This is a genomic window from Sulfitobacter maritimus, from assembly GCF_013346665.1.
In the GTDB taxonomy this organism is placed as follows: domain Bacteria; phylum Pseudomonadota; class Alphaproteobacteria; order Rhodobacterales; family Rhodobacteraceae; genus Sulfitobacter; species Sulfitobacter maritimus.
On record NZ_JABVBB010000032.1, the window covers coordinates 58,472 to 76,873 of the forward strand.

Sequence of the window (18,402 nt, forward strand, 5' to 3'; positions counted from 1 at the left end):
TCGTTCCCAAGAAGCTTGAGGCCCCAACGGATTCCGCCATGCTCGGAAGGTCTGTGAGGCGGGGCTGAGCAAAGACGTTTCCGGGTCAGCCAAGACCACGCGAAGTACAAAAATATAAACGCAGTTTAAGAGGTGATCGAGTAATGAGTAACAGCAGACCTAAAAACCCCCTGCGCCGCGCAAGCATTGCGCTGCCTCTTGTATTGGCGTTGCTGCCACGTCCTGCCTTGGCAGAGACATTGGCCGACGCTTTGATCGACGCCTACGAGCATTCGGGGTTGCTGGATCAGAACCGTGCATTGCTACGGGCGGCGGATGAAGATGTGGCCAGCGCGAAATCCGCTCTCAAACCCGTATTGCGATGGGCGGGGGGCGTGACGCAAAATTTTGGCACCACCCGGGCGTCGAGCCTTGCCCCAGCGACTTCCACGGACAACCTTACCGCCTCGATCAATCTGATCGGGGAACTGCTGCTCTATGATTTTGGCGCAAGCGCTTACCGGGTCGAAGCTGCTAAAGAAACAGTTCTGGCGACCCGCTACACCCTTTTGGACATTGAGCAGCAGGTCCTGCTGCGCGCCGTTGCCGCTTATATGGGTGTCATTGAAGCCCGGGATATCGTGGCACTGCGCAACAACAACCTGCGCCTTCTCACTCAAGAACTGCGCGCCGCGCGTGATCGCTTTGACGTGGGGGAGGTGACCAACACGGACGTGGCGCTTGCCGAGGCGCAACTGGCTCAGGCCCGCAGTGGGCTGGCTGCCGCGCAAGGCGCTTTACTGCGCGCCGAAGAAGAATACCGCAACGCTGTGGGGCAAGACCCCAAAGACCTCGTGCCTCCGCCTGTCCTTCGAGATGTAAGCCGGGACCTCGAAGCGGCCAAGGCTTTGGCTGTTCGGAAACACCCGGCTGTGCGAGCGGCGCAGCACCAGGTCTCTGCTGCACGTCTTGCGGTCGAATCCAATGAAGCGGCCATGTCGCCCCGGATCACGTTGAGAGGCAACTACGGCCTCAACGAAACGTTCAATGAGGACAGATACACCCGTGGGGGCAGTATCGGTGTTGAGGCGGGCCAAACGATCTACCAAGGGGGGGCATTGTCTTCTGCCGTGCGACGCTCCATGGCCCAGCTCGATGCTCAGCGCGCCAACCTTCACGTGGTAAGCGGTCAGATCGTTCAGGAGGTCGGGAATGCTTATGCTAGTTTGGCTTCGGCCAACGCCCAACTTCAAGCCTCCGATCGCCAGATCCGTGCAGCCCAGACAGCGTTCAACGGCGTCCGGGAAGAAGCCAAGTTGGGCGCACGCACGACGCTTGATGTTCTCGATGCCGAACAGGTTCTGCTTGATGCACGCTCCACCCAAGTAACCGCGCGCGCCAATCTTTATGTCGCCGCTTACGCCGTTCTGGCGGCCAAAGGTGAGTTAACGGCAAGTGATCTGCGCCTGCCCGTTCAGATCTACGATGCCGCCGCTTACTACAACCTCGTCAAGGACGCCCCTGCCAAGCACTCCAAGCAAGGCAAAGCCCTCGATCGCGTGCTTCGAGCCCTTCAAAAAGATTGAAAGCCTGCGCGCCGACGTGTGGTCCGTGGCGGCGCGCCTTTTCCCCATCCGTCAGGGTGACGATGTCTTCAGATAGCCGAAATGCAAGGATGTGCCCTGAGATTTCAGTATAACGATGCAGCAGCTCGAACTGTTCCCCAAAGATCTCCGCATTGAGCGCGTGGACCCCGAAACCAACATGTACAGGTTCTACCGTTTGCGCTTGATGCCGGACCTCTTCGGGGGCGTGTCCTTGCTCAGAGAATGGGGCCGGATCGGCACCCAAGGACGGCACCGGATCGAACTCTTCGAAGATGCGAGCCGCGCCCATGACGCAATGGCCGCGCTCTATCGCACCAAGAAAAAGCGCGGCTACCGGCTCGTTTCGCGAAAAGTGTAGGCTGATAGAGTAAAGCTGAGCCTGAATTCGCCGAATGAAGCATTTCGCGCGTGGAGCGGGTAGCAGATTCGACGAGCAGTGCTGCAGAGCGGCTACCTGTAATTGAACGGCAGGTCAGGGCGAATCTTACCTAAAATGTGAGGCAGCAGCTGCGAATGACGTTAAGGTGGTCGCGGTTGATGGGGTCTGCTCCGGCTCAGTGCTAAATCCTACGTTAAGCAAAACCGGTCGTTCCTTCTCGATGCAGCGAACGGCAGTTCAGAGCCCACTTTGACCGATATTGCATGTTGCGCGAGTGTCTGCTTTTGACTCTGTTTGCGGCTTACCTCACCCAGCCTCGGGCCCATATATTCGTGGCAATACTGGTAAGTTGGTAGCTCTTGCGCCCTCAATCGCAGCTGCAAGCTGCCCGATGAGAAAAGCAGCGTTGGTTTCGAGATTTACGTCTGGTTCACTAACTTTTTTTGACATTGAAAGCTCACTAATTCGCGCTCTTATCGACGGATCGAAAAGAGAAGCGCTGGACGAGTGAGCAAATTCATTCCGAACCTTGCGAATGAGGTGGAGGTCTCGATGCTCTTCGTCAGAAGTAATCCCTAATGCATGTGCAAGGTTTATTTTCGATGAGAAAGTGGAGATAGGCCCTTGATTGTCTTTGTCCAATTCCTTCAGCCCCGCCCCATCATTCAAAAAATTTCGGATTGCCAAGCCAAGCATTCTATCCATTTCCGCTGCGATGATCAGGACCATTCCGCGAGGCGTCTCATCCGCCATCTCTTGGAATAATTCATAGGCCTTTCGGTGCTCTGGATGATCTTCAAGAAATTTTTCAAGGTCATCCCAGTGCGGGTCCCGATCGTCGTCTCTCATGAATTAGTCCTTGTTGGTCAACACACCCTTTTTGAGCGGTGTCTGCGTGTTGGTCAACGCAACTAAAGCGCATCGGCCAGTTCTGCGCGGCAACCAAGCTTCATTACTCCTATAGCGGACGTTGATACGCTGCTGGCGAACAGCAGTAAAGTCCGCTCAGCAGCCATTGGGTTTATTAAATTCCATCTCCGCTTTAGGGTTTTTTGTGCCTAGCGCACGGTAAACAGTCATGCGGGATATGCCTAGGTCCCGGGCGATCTGGGCCTTGGACATGCCTTCGGATGCCAGTTTGCGGATTTCTGCGTCATCCACCTTCTTTAGACGCCCCTTGTAGATACCTTTACCCTTCGCGACATCGATTCCTGCGCGTTGACGATCACGGATGAATTTCAGCTCCATATCGGCCATCATGCCGAGAACGGTGATAACCATCCGCCCCATGTCACCTGCAGTCGTCACTTCCGGTTCAAGGACGCGAAGAGAGGCACCTTTAGCGTCAAGCTCATGCACGAGATTCAGCACGTCGCGTGTTGAACGACCCAGGCGGTCGAGGCGATGCACAACCAGCTCGTCGCCCGCGCGCAGAGATTCCAACACGGTGGCCAGTTCGGTGCGGTTATCACGGGAGGCACCGGAACCGGTCTCCGAACGAATGATCTCGCAGCCTGCATCTTTCAGCTTCGCTTTCTGGATGTCGAGATCCTGGCTTGTAGTGTTGACGCGGGCATATCCGATCCGGGGCATGGGTAATCCGTCACATTAGGGTGGCTGACACCCTGATACTGTCACAAACGCTGATGCGCCATTCATATGTGACACTCAGGCCCGTCACATCCGAACGTTACCTACGGGTGTGCCCAAAAGTGACAAGTCTGACCGGACTTCGGCTCGTCTGCCGGGACGACAATGATCACGAAGGATGCAAGACCTCCCTGTTATTGACTTGTCCACATATAGACTATATGTCTGTAAGTGGATGAAGGGGGCTCGATATGCAGATTGCAAATTTTTCAAACACTTCGGTTTCCCCCGAGGTTGTGCAATTTCATACCATCTCCCGAGTAGATCGGGAGCGGACAAGCGCGCCGGGCTTGCGCGCCTTCCGGGAAATCGCTGATCGGTTTGACCTGAGCGAAGCGGATCGTATCGCCATCTTGGGTGATCCGGGCCGCTCTACCTATCATCAATGGATGAAGAAGGCGCGTGAACATCAGCCGTTGACCCTGCCTCTTGATACGCTGTTACGGATTTCGGCTATACTTGGTATCTACAAGGCGCTGACCATTCTGTTTGAAGATGAGCGTCAGGCGCTGGTCTGGCTGAAGGGCCCCCACCAGGGCACTCTCTTCGCCGGCGCTTCGCCTATGGCCTATATGCTGGAAGGCGGGCACGATGGTCTCATGTCCGTGCGCCGGTATCTTGATGCCTGGCGCGGCGGCAATATGGGGTTTGGGGCACCGGAGGGCAGCTTTGAGGTGGTCACCGAAGACGATCTTGTGTTTGCATGAAAATTACAGACTACGCGATCTCGCCCGCACCTGCGGGCACAACACGCCTTATCCCCTCACGGTTTCCGCCGATCCCCGCCTTTGACGCGGTCACCACCCCCGACGACCTTGAGGCCGTCATGGAACTGGAAGGCTGGACAAACGACCGCCTCGTAAGCCCACGGCTCGCGCGCCTGCCCCGCGCGGAATGGGTGTATGGCGTCCCAAATGCCAGCGTCGTCATGGCGGCGTTTCTGCACGGATCGCCCGGCGGTCTGCGGTTTTCTGATGCGAGCCTCGGGGCGTGGTATGGCTCGACCCATCCTAACACCGCGCTGCTGGAGATTGCCAATGGACTGCGCAAGGAGATCGCGCTGAGCGCCTTGACGCAGAAATCCGAGACGTATCGCCAATATAAGGCGGACCTTGATGGAGACTATGTCGACATTTTCGGAGCGCATCCGGAATATCATGATCCCGACGATGCGAGTTACCTTGTAGCGCAGGCTTTCGGACGACGCGTCCGGGATGAAGGCACGCGGGCTGGTATCCGCTATGAAAGCGTGCGTCACGCCGGACATGAAAACTGGGTCTGCTTTCGCGCGCCCCTTATCCAGAATTTGACGCAGGCGAAACACTTCAGGATCGAAGTGCCCCGAACCGGTCGTGTGGTTGTGCGCCAGATCTCCTGATCAAGGGGTCTGCTCCGGCTCAGTGCTAAATCCTACGTTAAGCAAAACCGGTCGTTCCTTCTCGATGCAGCGAACGGCAGTTCAGAGCCCGATGTAACGAATGCTGCGCGATGCACAAAGGTCTGCTAAGACACTCGGCACATTAAACTGCTTGACCTGAAAATACGACACTCGGCATACGCAACTTGTAAACTCCATCCGAGAGATACGGTGCAGTCACCTCATCGACTTCATTTCGAATTGCGTTCTGCACATCGGGTTCTTGACGTTCCAACATAAGAGGCACGCGAACACCGAATTTCATGAAGAAGTCGAAAAAGCTGGGACCCGGAGCATACAGAACATTCTCGACAATCTCCGCTTTGATGTCAGTGAACCCCGTGCGTTCCATCATTTCAGAAACGTGGGCCTCATCGGACAAAAGATATGCATTTGGTGCAGGGTCCGCACGCGACATATCTGCTTGCCGTCCTAAAACGTCGAACAAGAGCCGGTAGAGTTCCGAACGGTCAGGTCCGAGCCATTGGCTAAACACAAATCTTCCATTTGGCTTGAGAACACGGCGGGCCTCGGACATTGCCTGTTCAGGGTCGGTTACATGGAACAGAACGATATTGCTCAGGACAGCGTCAAACGTTTCGTCCGGTGCAGGCAAATCTTCGATGTCAGCGATAGAGAAATTGATGTCGGGAAACTGCACTCTTGCTTGCGCAACCATTCCTTCCGAAAAATCGATGCCTTCAGCGTCAGCGCCAAGAAGTTTGGCGTTAGCTGCGACAAACCCGGGGCCGCAGCCTGCGTCCAACACCTTTGCGCCAGGAAAAAGTCTTGCATGGTCCAGCAACTTCGGAATGGTTTGAAGTGTTACACGTGCAGTGGCGTCACCATACAGCCGTGCCCGTGCTGACCATCCCTCGCGCTCGCCTTCTCTGAATGCAGAAAAATCCATGATGCCTCTCCCAACCTGGCAGAAGCCAATACAGTTTATTGTTGGCAGGCAACTCTCAAACGGACCTTGGTCAGTTTGGAATGAAGGTCTTCTTAGTCCGCACTGTGTGATTTTATGCGCAGCGCAGCGAATGGCGGCTTTCACAAACGCAGGTTTGTGAAACGGATGTAAAATAGGCTCTCAGATAGCGCAGTCGTGCATCTCAGCTCATGTCTCAATGTAAATTCCGCAAAGGGTGCTAGCGTCAGGGAAAATCTTTCTTAGCGTAGGATTTTGCACTGAGCCGGAGCAGACCCCCTTGATAAGGACTTGCAAAATAGTGTTTGACTGATCGATCAGTCAGTGTTTAGCCTGAGGCCATGAGAGATGTGGTTCATAAATCTGTCGAAGGCCTCACTCCTGCCTTGCGTAATATTCTTGCTTCTGCGGAGGTCGAGTTTGCCGAGGCCGGTTTTGAAGGGGCAGGAATGAAGGCAATCGCAGTGCGCGCGGGGGTCAGCCAGGGCCTACTTCATTATCACTTTGGCAATAAAGAACATCTTTATGCTGAAGTGATCCGACACCGGTCGAAGAAGATCAATGATAGTAGGTTGGTTTTACTAGATCAGGTTGATCTTCATGCGCCGAATGCACTGGCGCAGGTGTTTGATGCACTATTCCGGCCGACCCTCGGGGTGGAAGGGGGTGGTAAAGCTTATGCACGGATTTTTGCTGGCTTGATTGTCGGTCATGCGCGCGATCAATCGCTGGTGCAGGAATGCTATGACCCTACGGCTGAGCGTTTCATAGATGCCATGTGCCAGTGTGGGCTTGATCGAGGTCGCGCCGGGATGACCTATCAATTCGCGCTTGGAGTGCTCGCATCGGTCATCTCGCGCGATGGTCGTATCGAGCGGCTGATGGGGCACGAGGAGGCTCTTAATACTGACGACTTGATAGCCGCGCTCGTGTCATTCGTGATCGGTGGCACCCGTGAGGGCTGTAGACCTTAAATTGTATTGCTAACTGGGAGGAACGGTAGTGTTTAACAAGAAATTGGTAACGGTAGCGACAGCGCTTGCTTGTGTTGGGTCGTTGGTCAAAGCAGAAGACTTCTCAGCTATGGTGGCTGCCGGCCATCCTAGTGTGTTCCGATGGGTCAAGATGTTGGATGAGGCTTTCGCGCCGACGGTGCAAAGCAGTCTCGAAGGCAGCGGCCATAGTATAAGTTTTGACGGACAGTATGGCGGCGCTATCGCCAAGGTCGGAGATGAGTTGGAAACTGTCGAAGCGGGCTTGGCCGAAATTGGGCTATGCCAATCGCTGTTCGACCCGGCTAAGCTCGCGGTGCAAAATGTAACCTACTATACGCCCTTCGTGAGTGCGGATCCAAGGCAGGTTTCTGAGCTCATGGATAAGCTCCACCGTGAAGATGAGCGAATGAGGGCGGCCTATGAAGAGAACGGCGTCGTGTATCTGGGAGCGCCAATCGGGATTGACGATTATTTGTTAATGACGGACTTCCCGGTAGAAACAATTGCCGATCTTGAAGGGCGTAAAATCGCAGCGCCGGGGCCTGCGATCAATTGGCTCACGGGGACCGGTGCGGTCGGCGTAGCGGGCAATCTCACTACCTACTACAATGAGCTTAAAACTGGCGTATACGATGGGGTGATTGTTTTTGCTTCAGCTGCGCTGCCCAGCAAACTTTATGAAGTTGCTCCCTATATCACGAACGTTGGGCTTGGCGCTCAATACGCCGGGTCGCTTTGCGCAAACCAGGACTGGTATGATGGGCTTCCGCAAGAAGTGAAGGCCGCGCTGGTCACCGGCGCAGACGCCGCGCGTGATTGGTATTTGACCGAACTCGAAAAGGCAGTCGATAGTTCACTCGCTACCATGAGCGAAAATGGGGCATCCCTTTCAGACGCTTCGGCTGAGATGCGCCAGGAATGGGCTGCGGGTATGGATAATGCAGCCAAGGAATGGGCTGAAAGCTTGGATGCGCAAGGCAAACCCGGTTCGGATATCCTTAAGCTCTACATGCAGACGATGCGTGAAGCCGGCGCGACTCCGTTGCGTGATTGGGACGCAGAATGACACAGGCGGCCCAGACAGAAGGGGGGGCACGCAAGCCCCGCCTGCTGATCGCACTAGATGTGGTCACGCAAGCCAGTAACGTGGTTGGTTCATTGCTAATCCTCGGGCTGGTAGCACTGATCACAGCGGATGTCGTGGGCCGCAATGTTTGGGGAGCGCCGATCGCAGGCGTTCCACAAATCGTATCACTGTCGATCGTTGTAATTGTCTTTCTCCAAGCGCCACAGGCGTTAAAGGCCGGCCGGATGACACGTAGTGACGGTGTGATCGATTTGTTGCACCGCCGTCTGCCTCGACTAGCGCGAGGACTAGAGACCATCTTCGACCTTACGGGTATCGCGGTAATGAGCGCAATTCTCTATTCACATTGGCCGATGCTGATACGGTCATGGGAGCGTGGGGATTTTGTAGGCGCGGTTGGAGACTTTACCGCTCCAACCTGGCCAATCAAGGCGATGTTAGCACTGGGCTCCGTCCTGTTATCACTTCAATTCGCCGCCAGAATTTTGCGTAGGTATTCCAAATGACCCCTTTTGATATTGGCCTTTTGGCGCTCGCACTAATGGGTCTACTTGTCTTTCTCGGCATGTATGTTCCGATCGCATTAATAGCATGTTCTTTCGCCGGCGTTTGGGCGATCAAGGGCTCCGCTCTGATGGCATCCAAAATGCTGGGCTTAGCAGCGAATGACGCGATCTCTTCCTATTTTTTCGGGGTTGTGCCGGTCTTCGTCTTAATGGGCTTTGTCGTCAGTGAAAGCGGTATGGGGCGCGACGCCTTTGACGTGGCGAACGCGGCTTTTCGTCGAATCCGCGGCGGCCTTGGTATCGGCACCATCGTTGCCAATACTATTTTTGCCGCAATCACCGGTATTTCAATCGCTTCCGCAGCGGTCTTTACGAAAATTGCCGTCCCAGAGCTTCGCCGCCATGGATACACGTCACGTTTCTCGGTGGGGTTGGTAGCTGGCTCCTCTGTGTTGGGCATGTTGATCCCGCCGAGTTTACTGTTGATCCTATATGGCTTGCTTACCGAACAAAGCATCGGCGATCTCTTTTTGGCCGGTCTTGGGCCGGGGTTGCTGCTAGCACTTATTTTCGTCGCAGGGACGGTTGGTATGGCAATCTTTGCACCGCGCTTCGTGGGCAGCAACCTTAGCCAAAGCGAAGAAGCGCTCAGCAGGACCGAAATCCTAGCCAAAGGACTGCCAATTACAGCTCTGATCGCTCTGGTTTTGGGGGGCATTTATGCAGGCTTTTTCACTCCTGTAGAGGCTGGCGCCATCGGTACTGCAGGCGCGTTGCTGATTGGCTTCGCAAAACGCACCCTAAACCTGCGCAGTCTGTGGAGGATACTTGTCGAGACTGGTCTGGTCACGGCCTCGGTCTGCTTTTTGATCATCGCGGCGCAGATGTATTCACGGATGCTTTCTTTTTCAGGTTTGCCGTCAAGCTTTGGCGCGTTGGTCGCACAAGCCGACTTAGGGTTCTTGGCGCTAATCATGCTCTATTGCCTTGTGGTCGTCCTGTTCGGAATGATCCTCGATTCATCCTCGATAATGCTGATCCTCGTGCCATTGATGCTGCCGATCCTACAACCGATGGGCGTCGATCTGATTTGGTTTGGTATCGTAACTGTTATTGCCATTGAAATCGGCCTTCTTACCCCGCCGTTCGGCATATCTGTTTATGTGATCAAATCGACGCTCAACGATCCCTCGATCAAACTTGCGGACATTTTCATCGGCGCTGCCCCATTTGCGATAATGATGCTGGTTTGTCTGGCTGTTGTCATCGCCTTTCCCGCCCTCACCACCTTTCTGCTGTAAGGAGCTCTCATGCCTAGACGTTTCGTCGATCTTTCCGTTGCCTTAGAAGCGGATATCCAGTCCGACCCTGACATTATGCTTCCTCAGATAGAATATCTGGACCACCAGCAGACAGCCGGTCAAATCGCTGGGTTCTTTGAGGGTCTCCAACATGAAGAGTTGCCGGGGGGGGAAGGTTGGGCAGTGGAGCGCCTAAACATCGCGACACATAACGGCACTCATCTTGATGCGCCCTACCACCATCACTCCACTATGAATAACGGTGAGCGGGCGATTACCATTGACGAGGTGCCTCTGGAGTGGTGCTTTGGCGCCGGGGTGAAACTAGATTTCCGTCATTTTGAGGACGGCTACATTGTTCAGCCCGAAGACGTCGACGCGGAGCTGGCACGAATTGGGCATGTAATACAGCCGCTCGATATCGTGCTGGTAAATACCTCTGCAGGCGCACGCTACGGCCATCCAGACTATCTTGGGCGTGGCTGTGGCATGGGGCGCGAAGCAACCTTGCATCTGCTTCGGCAAGGCGTGCGACTGACTGGCACCGACGCCTGGAGCTGGGATGCTCCTTTCTCAATTACTGCCAAACGCTATGCGAAAGATGGAGACCCGTCGATCATTTGGGAGGGCCATCGGGCCAGTATGGAGATCGGCTATTGTCATATCGAAAAGCTGGCCAATCTGGACCAGCTTCCCGGACATGGTTTTCTCGTGTCCTGTTTTCCGTTCAAAATTAAAGCCGCCTCAGCCGGGTTCACCCGCGCCGTGGCGATATTCGAGGAGTGAAACATGCCTAAGACAATCATAACCTGTGCGATTACCGGAGCTGTGCATACGCCCACCATGTCGGATGCATTGCCGATCAACCCCGAAATGATCGCTGAACAGGCTATTGCTGCGGCCAAAGCAGGCGCTGCTATCTTGCACTTGCACGCGCGCCACCCTGAGACCGGTGCGCCCACGGTAGATCCCGAGCATTTCTCCGAATTCCTGCCTGCAATCCGCGCGGAAACCGATGCAGTGATTAATATCTCTACCGGCGGAAACCCGGTGATGACTGTCGAAGAACGTATCCCTGCTGCGCGTCACTACAGCCCCGAAATGTGCAGTCTTAACATGGGGTCGATCAACTTCGCGCTGCATCCGATGGCTGATCGCTACAAAAGCTGGAAGCAAGATTGGGAGAAGGATTACCTGAAGGGGTCAGAAGATAACATCTTCCGCAATACTTTCACCGACATCCGGATGGTAGCGGAAGCTCTCGGGGGTCCGGAGCACCGGGTTAAGTTCGAACATGAATGCTATGATGTCGGACACCTCTATAATCTAAAGTTCTGCCTTGATCGCGGCATGTTTAAAGCGCCAATTTTCCTGCAGTTCGTCATGGGCATCCTCGGTGGCATCGCAGCAGATATCGATAACTTAGTGTTTATGAAGCGCACGGCTGACAAACTTTTTGGCGACGCCTATCAATGGTCGGTTATCGGCGCAGGGGCTCAGCAGATGCGAATGGCTGCAGTCGGTGCGCAAATGGGTGGTCACGTGAGAGTGGGGCTAGAGGATTCGCTGTATATCTCCCGGGGCGAGCTTGCGACTTCGAATGCGCAACAGGTTGAAAAAGTTCGCGGCATTCTCGAGACGCAAGGAAATCAGATTGCAAGCCCCGACGAAGCACGTGCGATCCTTGGTCTTAAGGGTTCCAACGAGGTGAACTTTTGATGAGCGTCAGCCAGCCAAAAGACCCAACGACCGTCACCTTTACCTGCGAAGGACGTGCGGTAGGCAAGATGCGCAATGAGCTCGATGTAGCGATGACTGCACCAATGGTGGAGAACTTCAGTATTGCTACGGATGAGGGGCCATTCCACGGTGGTGATGCGAGTGCGCCACCACCGTTGGCCCATTTTATCGCAGGGCTTACTGGATGCATCATGACCCAGATCAGGGCTTTTGCGAAGCGTATGGACGTAAAAATTGATGATCTCTCGGTAAACGCAGAGGCCAATTGGCAATGGGTGCCCAAGGGCCGTATTTATGAGACTGCGCCTACGTCCTTCCATATTGACGTTTTGCTGGAAAGTTCGTCACCTTTGAAAGATCAGATTGCTTTAATACAGGCGGCTAGGAAGGGTTGCTTCGTAGAGCAAACGTTGGGCCAGGCCAACTCAATCACTCACCGTATCAAAACCGATACCGGGTTAATGCCCGTTGATTGAGGCGTCCCCGCAAAATGACGTCGATCCCTCGACTGGGATCGGCTGAACGTCGGTCGGCATGAGTTCCATGATATTCTCTATTAAATAGATATGGGCACTAATGGCGTAAGCCTTCGGCGAAGGCCGTTGGCGCGCCGTATTGATCAGAGGCGTTTGGGTGCGGCTTTTGGTTTACGCGGTTTCGGGGCCCATTTTTTGGCAAGACGCTCGAAGTTATCGAGGATGCGGCCGATCTCTGCCTCATTCGGGTCGAACTGTCCCCCATACCACTCCAGCATCCGGTCGTGTTCTTCGTGTTTGGGGTCGGCTATGGCATCGAGGAAGTCAGCGTAGCCGCAAAAGCCACCCACATCCTCCGGAGGGCAAGCACCGATAGCCCTGACAAGGCGTGGATATGCGGCGCCCGTGATAGAGCCATCGATTTTCTCGATCTTGATCACGTGGTGCCAGTTGTCGCCAAAGTCATAGATGTAATGGATGGTCTTGGTTCCCACATCTTCGATCACGTCAAGCAGGCTGGTTTTGCTGGCGGGCATCGGGCCATCGTAAAAGCCATCTGGATCTGGCACGCCCCAGCCGCTGCCGCCGGCCCTGAACTCATACAGGTGACTGTCGGTCCATCCCATGGCCGCCTGGATCACATCATGCAGGTGGTTCAGCTTGATCTTAAGGGGCACATCAAAGCGCCGAAGCACCTGAGGCTCGACATCGGACAATGTGACCTTGATGCGCGCGACCAGCGTCATGCAGCAATTCTCTTCAATTCCATGGCGGACTTCCAATTCCAGGGCAACAGCTCTGAAGCATAAACCTTCGCGCCGTCGGGCGCTTCGGGCATTGAGGGTACGGTGCAGGCTGCAACGCCGGCGCCCGTGATGGCAAGCATGCCAAGCAATAGTCGGTGCGTGCGCATAGCAACTCCTTGCAGGGCTGACCCGAGGGAAGGGGTCATCTCATTCCAAACAGCGCTCAGGCACGGCTTTCGCACAAGCTACATGTTTGAGCTACATGTTTGCCACGAGGTCTACCTCTCGAGACTATCGAACGCTCGATTTTCGCTCGTATTTTATGGTTCTTTAAGGATTAACGCATCATCTTCACAGACATCACAGTAGGGTCTCCAACACTCAATCCTCGTCAAAATGGCCGTTCGCCAGTATGTCGTCGACTTCGCAGCGAAGCCTGTCAGGATCCACAGGTTTTTGCAAAATCACCGAAGCCATGTCTCTGAATGGATTATGCGTGATAAAGCTTCCAACCCTGCCGCTCAGGATGATGATCGGAGTATTTTTCGCTTCCGACATCTCGCGCAGCTTGAGGAGAAGCTCAAATCCCCCGATATCCGGCATTGCGATATCCACAATGAACAGATCCGGCTGGAGCTTAGGGATCAACTGCAAAGCGTCCTCAGCGCTCTGAGCAGACGTAACCTTTATCCCCTGACTGTGCCGAAAAATTGCTTGAACGATATCAAGCACAAGAGGATCATCATCGACATGAAGAATAGCCTTCAACTTACTGTCCTGCCTAAGAAACATCTAACGCCCCTTGCCGCGCCATCCTAGCGGTAGCTTGAAACAGGCTGCGATCTGAGTACTGACTGCTTCGCCCCATTCATGCGAGGCCCAATCTTTCCAAATAATATTTAGCGCTCAGGCGGACCGCAAGTTTTTCATTATCTTTTTCAACAGCTTGTTGGGCGATCTTAACGATTCCCTCTGCATAGGAATCCGGGGCGTGATGGGCTTCGAAGTAAGTCCGCCCTGCCGCACCTATATCAGCGCCCGCCCTGCGATCTGCAGCCAGAGTTGTAAACAGCGCATGCAATTGCGCGACCTCATCGTCGATGTCGATAAAATAAACGACATCTTCTGGAAGCTCTGCATACCAGCCGTGATAAGTTACCGCCGCGGGCGCCCCAGCATTCCAGATCCGTAACTGACTGCCCGATGCCTCCCCCATCGTGGGGTGACGCAAGTTCAGCACCAGATCCGCTTGGCGCAGGGCGTTCTCCAGAACGGCCTCGGACACAAAGCCATGAAGATGAACCCGATGAGCAAGGTTCAGCTCGACGAGCTTGGCCTGTATGATGGCCGGGTTCCAGATCTTTCCCATGATATCGAGCCGGAAATCAAAATCTGCAGGCATTTGACTAAGCGCGTCCAGAACTTGCTCCAGCCGCCTGTTGGGGCCAATCCAGCCGAATTGGAGAAGACGCAGGGGGCCGTGTGAGAGTTGCGCGCGCTGAGGCGTGGGACCGATCTCAAAAGGTAGAGGCAGGAGGTGGCATGCCGGCTCGGCGAAACGCGCCTGAATAACGGCTTGCCCCGGGCTGCTATGGGTCAGAACTGAAAGGGCTTTTTCCAGAACCAATTCGTAGCCAGGCATTCTGCTGCAGATCTCGGAGCCTCTCTTGTCCTTGTTCAGGCACGCTTCCCCGATCTGCCTCCCTTCCGCGCCGTACCATTTTTCCATACCCGCAAGATATCGCGTGGCCTCCCATTCGTTGTATTCGACGGCTTCGATCATCAGTTCCTGAATTGCCAGATCATGGAGGACGATGACCGAAGGAATGCGTTGTGCAAGTCGCAAAAACCCAGCATGGTAGACCCAGGAATTGCCGATATGGATAAACACCACTTCGGGACCGGTCCCGCATCGGGCGGCCGTAAACGCGCGCGGCAAGATGGTGTCCGGATCAAAGTGCCTGACGGTGCAATACCGCTCCAAAGACACATCCCACTCAAGCGCATTGGTCCATAAAATGACCTCGGCACGGGCACTGAGAGCCGGCAAGATACGGGCGGTATAATGCGCGATATCCGTCTCTGCCGGGGGGAGGGGGCTCACCCAGTGGATCGTCATCCTAGAGAGAGGGTCTTGGGACAGCATCATACGGCCAGTTTGGCCAGAGCAAGGAAGGCCGCTTCAGAACAGGGCAGGGTGAGCAAATTGGCCCGCCCCGTGCCGGTAAAGGCCCCAACACCGGTCTGGAAAAGTTGCAATCTCAAGGTCCCGCCTTGGTTCATCTCGTTTTGGTCCCGCCGGAAGCTGAAGGTCGTGTCCTGCCCCGGGGCCACAGCTTCAGCGAGAGGCAAGATCACATTGGTATGGACCAGATACCCTTCGTCATTGATCCATTCCGCCAAGAGCGCCGTTGCCTGATTGCCGGAGGCAGGCCACCAACCGGCGGAGGTATTCTGCGCTGTCACCTGCGTAAGCCCTGTCATGGGTTCTTCTTTAGTCAGAGCCAACTTGCCCGACAGGCGCGCCGGGTCGCCATGATAAAGCCCCAAGGGCGGCGCAGTGGGCTCTCCTGCTTTACGGCCAACAAAAACAATGGTTTCTCCTCGAAGGGCCAGATCATCCTCCCGGGCAATCAGGAGGGCTGCCGTCGCAGGGTCTACATGATCTTCATAGACATCCGCGGTCCCCAAATAATGGGTTTCAAACCCAGCTCCATGTGCCAGCGCCTCGACCTCGCGGGGTGTATATTCGCGGTTGTGACGCCCGTAGACGCCCCCAGTCGGAACAAAAAGCCCAAAGGAGTAAGGGGACTGCCCATTGAGCATCTTTTGCACACCGCGGTGGCTGCCGACATTCGGGGTGGTCAGGATGACATGACCACCGGGCCGCAGGACCCGTGCAGCTTGAGACAGGAAGAAATGCGGATCGAGTGCGAGATGCTCAAAAATCTCCATCCCCAAAACCATGTCGAATTCGGCGTCGCCATAGGGCATCACGTCGCGTTCGATATTCGCAGCGCGCAGTTCGATGGAGAAATCCGGATGGTCAGGACTGAGGCTTTTGACCGTCTGCGCATAGGGGTACGGCCCTTCCCAGATCCCGCTCATGGTCACCTCAGGCAGCGCGTTGGCCACCATCGCCTCGAAAACCAATGGGGGGAAGACACCGACATCGAGGACGTTGCGCGGGGCGCAATCCACCACATGATGCAGGGTGGTCAGATAACGGGTCCAGTGGGTGCCAAGATATTGCGCCAAGCCCGGCTCCACGGGGGCGGGACCCACCCCTTCTTCGCGCGGCATGGTATCGAAGTCGTAGGCGTTTAGAACCTCTTTGATCGAGGTAAAGGGCAGTTCCGGCGCGGGCGGCGGGGCCACGGCCGCTTGAACCCGCGCCACCGCATCTTTGGCTGGTGTGGCTGCGGCTTTCGCTTCGAGAGCGGCAATCTGCGCGGGCCCTGGAGCGGGTTTGGCAGGCTCACCGGTCAGAGTTTGCACCACATGTTCCCAGGAGATGTTCAGGCCCTGGTAGTGTTTCAGGCCTGCGCTTCCCATGGTTTCCGCCAGGGTGGCATCTTCATGCAGAGCGATGAAGGCTTGAGAAAGCGCCTCAGGATCCGACGCGGTGATGAGCCCTTCGCGCTCATGAGAGATGAACTCCAGCGGTCCGCCTGCATCCGTCGTGGTAATAACGGCTTTGCCCGAAAGCATGGCCTCCAGGGTAATGTAGCCCAGGTCTTCATCCTGCGGTGTGAACACAACCGCCCGGCATTGCGCATAGTGGCGGATCATCGTGGCGTCATCGATCCCGCCCAGCCACTCCACACGGCCGGAGATCCCCAAAGCGGCGGCAAGATTGCGCAGCTCTTCCAGATAAGCTGGGTTCTCAGGTACGCCGGCAATCACCAAGCGTAAGGGGCCGGGCACTTTGGCCAGCGCGCGCAACATCAGGTCCACGCGCTTGGACGGGTTTAACCGCCCCGGCGCGAACAGGTAATCACCATAGCCCCCCTGTCTCAACTGTTCTGCCAATGGGGGCGGGTGGTAGAGCGGCGTAGATGGCAGGCCGAGATACTTCTCCAAACGCCCCGCGACATTCCGAGAATTTGCGTAGATTGGCCGGCTGCTGCGTGCAAATGCAGCACGGTCTGCGCTTTGGACCATGTTGCGCGCCATCATGCCGTCCGGCGCATCCAAAAGATCTGACGTTCCAGCATCCCATAAGTCGTAGGCCTGGCGGTGCTGATGAATAAGCCAAAAAACCGGGTTGGGGTGGTCGGCAAGATAAGCGGGAAACTTGAGTCCGATCATCATGTCTATGGGCACACCTTCGGCCTGTGACAGATCGATCATCTGCGCGGCGCGAATGCTGTCGGCCAGAACAGCCACAGGATACCACTTGAAAGGCAGGCTGATCTCGCAGGCCTCATGCCCGTATTCGCGCAAGGCGTGGACGAGCCCTGCGGCATGGCGTTCTGCGCCCCCCGAAACAAAAGGTACTTGAGTACGGACGACGCCGATCCGCATCTTAGGTCTCCTCGAGCGGTTTATGTCCCAAAACGGCCAGGTCCTGGGCGCCGAACATCAAATTGGCGAGTTCAGGATCAAACCCCGGCTTGGCCATGAACTCGGCCAGCTTTTCATGGGGGTGCAGATGCCGTGTTTCCACTGGGTGAAAACCCACCGTTTCAAACAGGACATTAAGCACAGGGTCGGTCATGGGATGAAGATGGGTGGGGTCATTGTGAAATGAGGTCGCGCCCACCAGAATGTTGCGCACATTGGGGGTTTCGAAAAGCAAAACCCCGCCCGGGGCAAGAACGCGCATCGCTTCGCGGGTGATCCAAAGCACCTCCTCAAAAGGCAGATGCTCGATGAGGTGATGCGCGGTGATACAGGCCAATGAGTTGTCGTCCGCTTCGGTCAATGCGCTGCGCGCTGTACCCTGATGCGCCTGCAGCCCCTGGTCTTGCGCCTCTCCGATCTGCACGGCATTCGTATCGACGCCCCGAGCACTCAGATTTGCGTCCGCCAGCACTCCAAGCCATTCTCCGCGGCCACAGCCGAGGTCCAGCACTGGCTTTCCGCCGGTGCGTATGACAGCGCTTTCGACATCCGGCAGGTAGATCCGCAGACGGTTGCGGATGTCGGACGGGGTGCCTCGATACTTGTTTTCCAGCTTATGATAAAAGCTGTCCATGACCGCATTGAGCCCCTCGCTGGCTTGAGGCACCGGATCCGGACGGGCGAGGGAAACGTTATCTTGCTGCGTGGCAAGTAAGACCTGGTCGAGGCGGCGCGAGACCTCGACAAAGTTGCGCGCAAGCTCTGCATTGCGCGCCATTAGCGCTTGGGTTTCACCGTGAATGACCTGTTTGACGCCATCTTGCAGATGACGTGCCCGCCCCTCCCAACGGTTCGATTGTTCATCAATGCGACGTTCCAGCGCACTTAAGCGCGCCTCATTGGCCTCAAGGGCGCGATAAGCTGCTTTGGCCAAGCGTTCGGTGCGCCCAAGTTTAAAGATTGCTGCCAGATAATCTCCCGCACGCTTGACGCCACTCATATCATCTCCCCATGGGGCACTCAGA

At 55.7% G+C, this 18,402-nt stretch carries 20 protein-coding genes; 11 read left to right on the forward strand and 9 right to left on the reverse strand.

Annotated elements, in window-relative coordinates; genetic code table 11:
• Positions 1-143: 143 nt before the first annotated feature.
• Positions 144-1,565 (forward strand): TolC family outer membrane protein, encoded by a 1,422-nt coding sequence (locus HTT03_RS09530; RefSeq protein WP_174859613.1) that lies wholly within the window; start codon positions 144-146, stop codon positions 1,563-1,565.
• Between the two features lie 115 nt (positions 1,566-1,680).
• Positions 1,681-1,944, forward strand: coding sequence for a WGR domain-containing protein (locus HTT03_RS09535; RefSeq protein WP_174859614.1), 264 nt, complete (start codon positions 1,681-1,683; stop codon positions 1,942-1,944).
• A 327-nt stretch (positions 1,945-2,271) separates the two neighbouring features.
• Here the strand turns inward: HTT03_RS09535 and HTT03_RS09540 are convergent, their stop codons facing one another.
• Positions 2,272-2,814: an MltR family transcriptional regulator gene (locus tag HTT03_RS09540; RefSeq protein ID WP_174859615.1), complete on the reverse strand. Its 543-nt coding sequence runs from the start codon at positions 2,812-2,814 to the stop codon at positions 2,272-2,274.
• 156 nt (positions 2,815-2,970) lie between these two features.
• Complete coding sequence (locus tag HTT03_RS09545) at positions 2,971-3,558, reverse strand: recombinase family protein (protein WP_174859616.1); 588 nt, start codon at positions 3,556-3,558, stop codon at positions 2,971-2,973.
• A gap of 248 nt (positions 3,559-3,806) precedes the next feature.
• Here HTT03_RS09545 and HTT03_RS09550 point away from each other — a divergent pair, with 248 nt between their 5' ends.
• Both HTT03_RS09550 and HTT03_RS09555 read left to right on the forward strand, forming a co-directional pair.
• Positions 3,807-4,322 (forward strand): MbcA/ParS/Xre antitoxin family protein, encoded by a 516-nt coding sequence (locus tag HTT03_RS09550; RefSeq protein WP_174859617.1) that lies wholly within the window; start codon positions 3,807-3,809, stop codon positions 4,320-4,322.
• Entirely contained in the window at positions 4,319-4,993 is a 675-nt protein-coding gene (locus tag HTT03_RS09555; RefSeq protein ID WP_217482790.1) for an RES family NAD+ phosphorylase, read from the forward strand. The genes HTT03_RS09550 and HTT03_RS09555 overlap by 4 nt, the downstream gene beginning before the upstream one ends.
• A gap of 142 nt (positions 4,994-5,135) precedes the next feature.
• Here the strand turns inward: HTT03_RS09555 and HTT03_RS09560 are convergent, their stop codons facing one another.
• Positions 5,136-5,942 (reverse strand): class I SAM-dependent methyltransferase, encoded by an 807-nt coding sequence (locus HTT03_RS09560; protein WP_174859618.1) that lies wholly within the window; start codon positions 5,940-5,942, stop codon positions 5,136-5,138.
• Positions 5,943-6,301: 359 nt separating this feature from the next.
• On the opposite strand from HTT03_RS09560, the gene HTT03_RS09565 reads away from it, so the two are divergent.
• From HTT03_RS09565 to HTT03_RS09595, 7 genes are read left to right on the forward strand one after another with little or no spacing between them, the layout of a single operon-like run.
• Complete coding sequence (locus tag HTT03_RS09565; RefSeq protein WP_174859619.1) at positions 6,302-6,934, forward strand: TetR/AcrR family transcriptional regulator; 633 nt, start codon at positions 6,302-6,304, stop codon at positions 6,932-6,934.
• A 28-nt stretch (positions 6,935-6,962) separates the two neighbouring features.
• Positions 6,963-8,021, forward strand: coding sequence for a C4-dicarboxylate TRAP transporter substrate-binding protein (locus tag HTT03_RS09570; RefSeq protein ID WP_343035773.1), 1,059 nt, complete (start codon positions 6,963-6,965; stop codon positions 8,019-8,021).
• Positions 8,018-8,548, forward strand: coding sequence for a TRAP transporter small permease subunit (locus tag HTT03_RS09575; RefSeq protein WP_174859620.1), 531 nt, complete (start codon positions 8,018-8,020; stop codon positions 8,546-8,548). Before HTT03_RS09570 ends, HTT03_RS09575 begins: the two co-directional genes overlap by 4 nt.
• Positions 8,545-9,849, forward strand: a complete 1,305-nt coding sequence (locus HTT03_RS09580; RefSeq protein ID WP_174859621.1) for a TRAP transporter large permease — start codon at positions 8,545-8,547, stop codon at positions 9,847-9,849. Before HTT03_RS09575 ends, HTT03_RS09580 begins: the two co-directional genes overlap by 4 nt.
• Before the next feature lie 9 nt (positions 9,850-9,858).
• Positions 9,859-10,635 (forward strand): cyclase family protein, encoded by a 777-nt coding sequence (locus tag HTT03_RS09585; RefSeq protein ID WP_174859622.1) that lies wholly within the window; start codon positions 9,859-9,861, stop codon positions 10,633-10,635.
• Positions 10,636-10,638: 3 nt separating this feature from the next.
• Positions 10,639-11,568 carry a 3,5-dioxohexanoate:acetyl-CoA acetone transferase gene (gene kce / locus HTT03_RS09590; protein WP_174859623.1) on the forward strand — a complete coding sequence of 310 codons (930 nt, stop codon included), beginning with the start codon at positions 10,639-10,641 and terminating at the stop codon, positions 11,566-11,568.
• Positions 11,568-12,065: an OsmC family protein gene (locus HTT03_RS09595; RefSeq protein WP_174859624.1), complete on the forward strand. Its 498-nt coding sequence runs from the start codon at positions 11,568-11,570 to the stop codon at positions 12,063-12,065. The genes kce and HTT03_RS09595 overlap by 1 nt, the downstream gene beginning before the upstream one ends.
• Before the next feature lie 143 nt (positions 12,066-12,208).
• On the opposite strand, the gene HTT03_RS09600 is transcribed toward HTT03_RS09595, so the two are convergent.
• The 6 genes from HTT03_RS09600 to HTT03_RS09625 all read right to left on the reverse strand — a co-directional run bounded on the left by HTT03_RS09600 (position 12,209) and on the right by HTT03_RS09625 (position 18,377).
• A complete protein-coding gene (locus HTT03_RS09600; RefSeq protein WP_174859625.1) occupies positions 12,209-12,811 on the reverse strand; it encodes a plasmid pRiA4b ORF-3 family protein in 603 nt (200 codons plus the stop codon).
• Entirely contained in the window at positions 12,808-12,978 is a 171-nt protein-coding gene (locus tag HTT03_RS09605; RefSeq protein WP_174859626.1) for a hypothetical protein, read from the reverse strand. Before HTT03_RS09605 ends, HTT03_RS09600 begins: the two co-directional genes overlap by 4 nt.
• Before the next feature lie 214 nt (positions 12,979-13,192).
• A complete protein-coding gene (locus tag HTT03_RS09610) occupies positions 13,193-13,579 on the reverse strand; it encodes a response regulator (RefSeq protein WP_174859627.1) in 387 nt (128 codons plus the stop codon).
• 100 nt (positions 13,580-13,679) lie between these two features.
• On the reverse strand, positions 13,680-14,930 hold the full coding sequence (locus tag HTT03_RS09615) for a glycosyltransferase family 4 protein (protein ID WP_174859628.1): 1,251 nt from the start codon (positions 14,928-14,930) through the stop codon (positions 13,680-13,682).
• Between the two features lie 26 nt (positions 14,931-14,956).
• On the reverse strand, positions 14,957-17,338 hold the full coding sequence (locus HTT03_RS09620; RefSeq protein ID WP_174859629.1) for a glycosyltransferase: 2,382 nt from the start codon (positions 17,336-17,338) through the stop codon (positions 14,957-14,959).
• Position 17,339: 1 nt separating this feature from the next.
• Positions 17,340-18,377, reverse strand: a complete 1,038-nt coding sequence (locus tag HTT03_RS09625) for a class I SAM-dependent methyltransferase (protein WP_174859630.1) — start codon at positions 18,375-18,377, stop codon at positions 17,340-17,342.
• Positions 18,378-18,402: the final 25 nt, after the last annotated feature.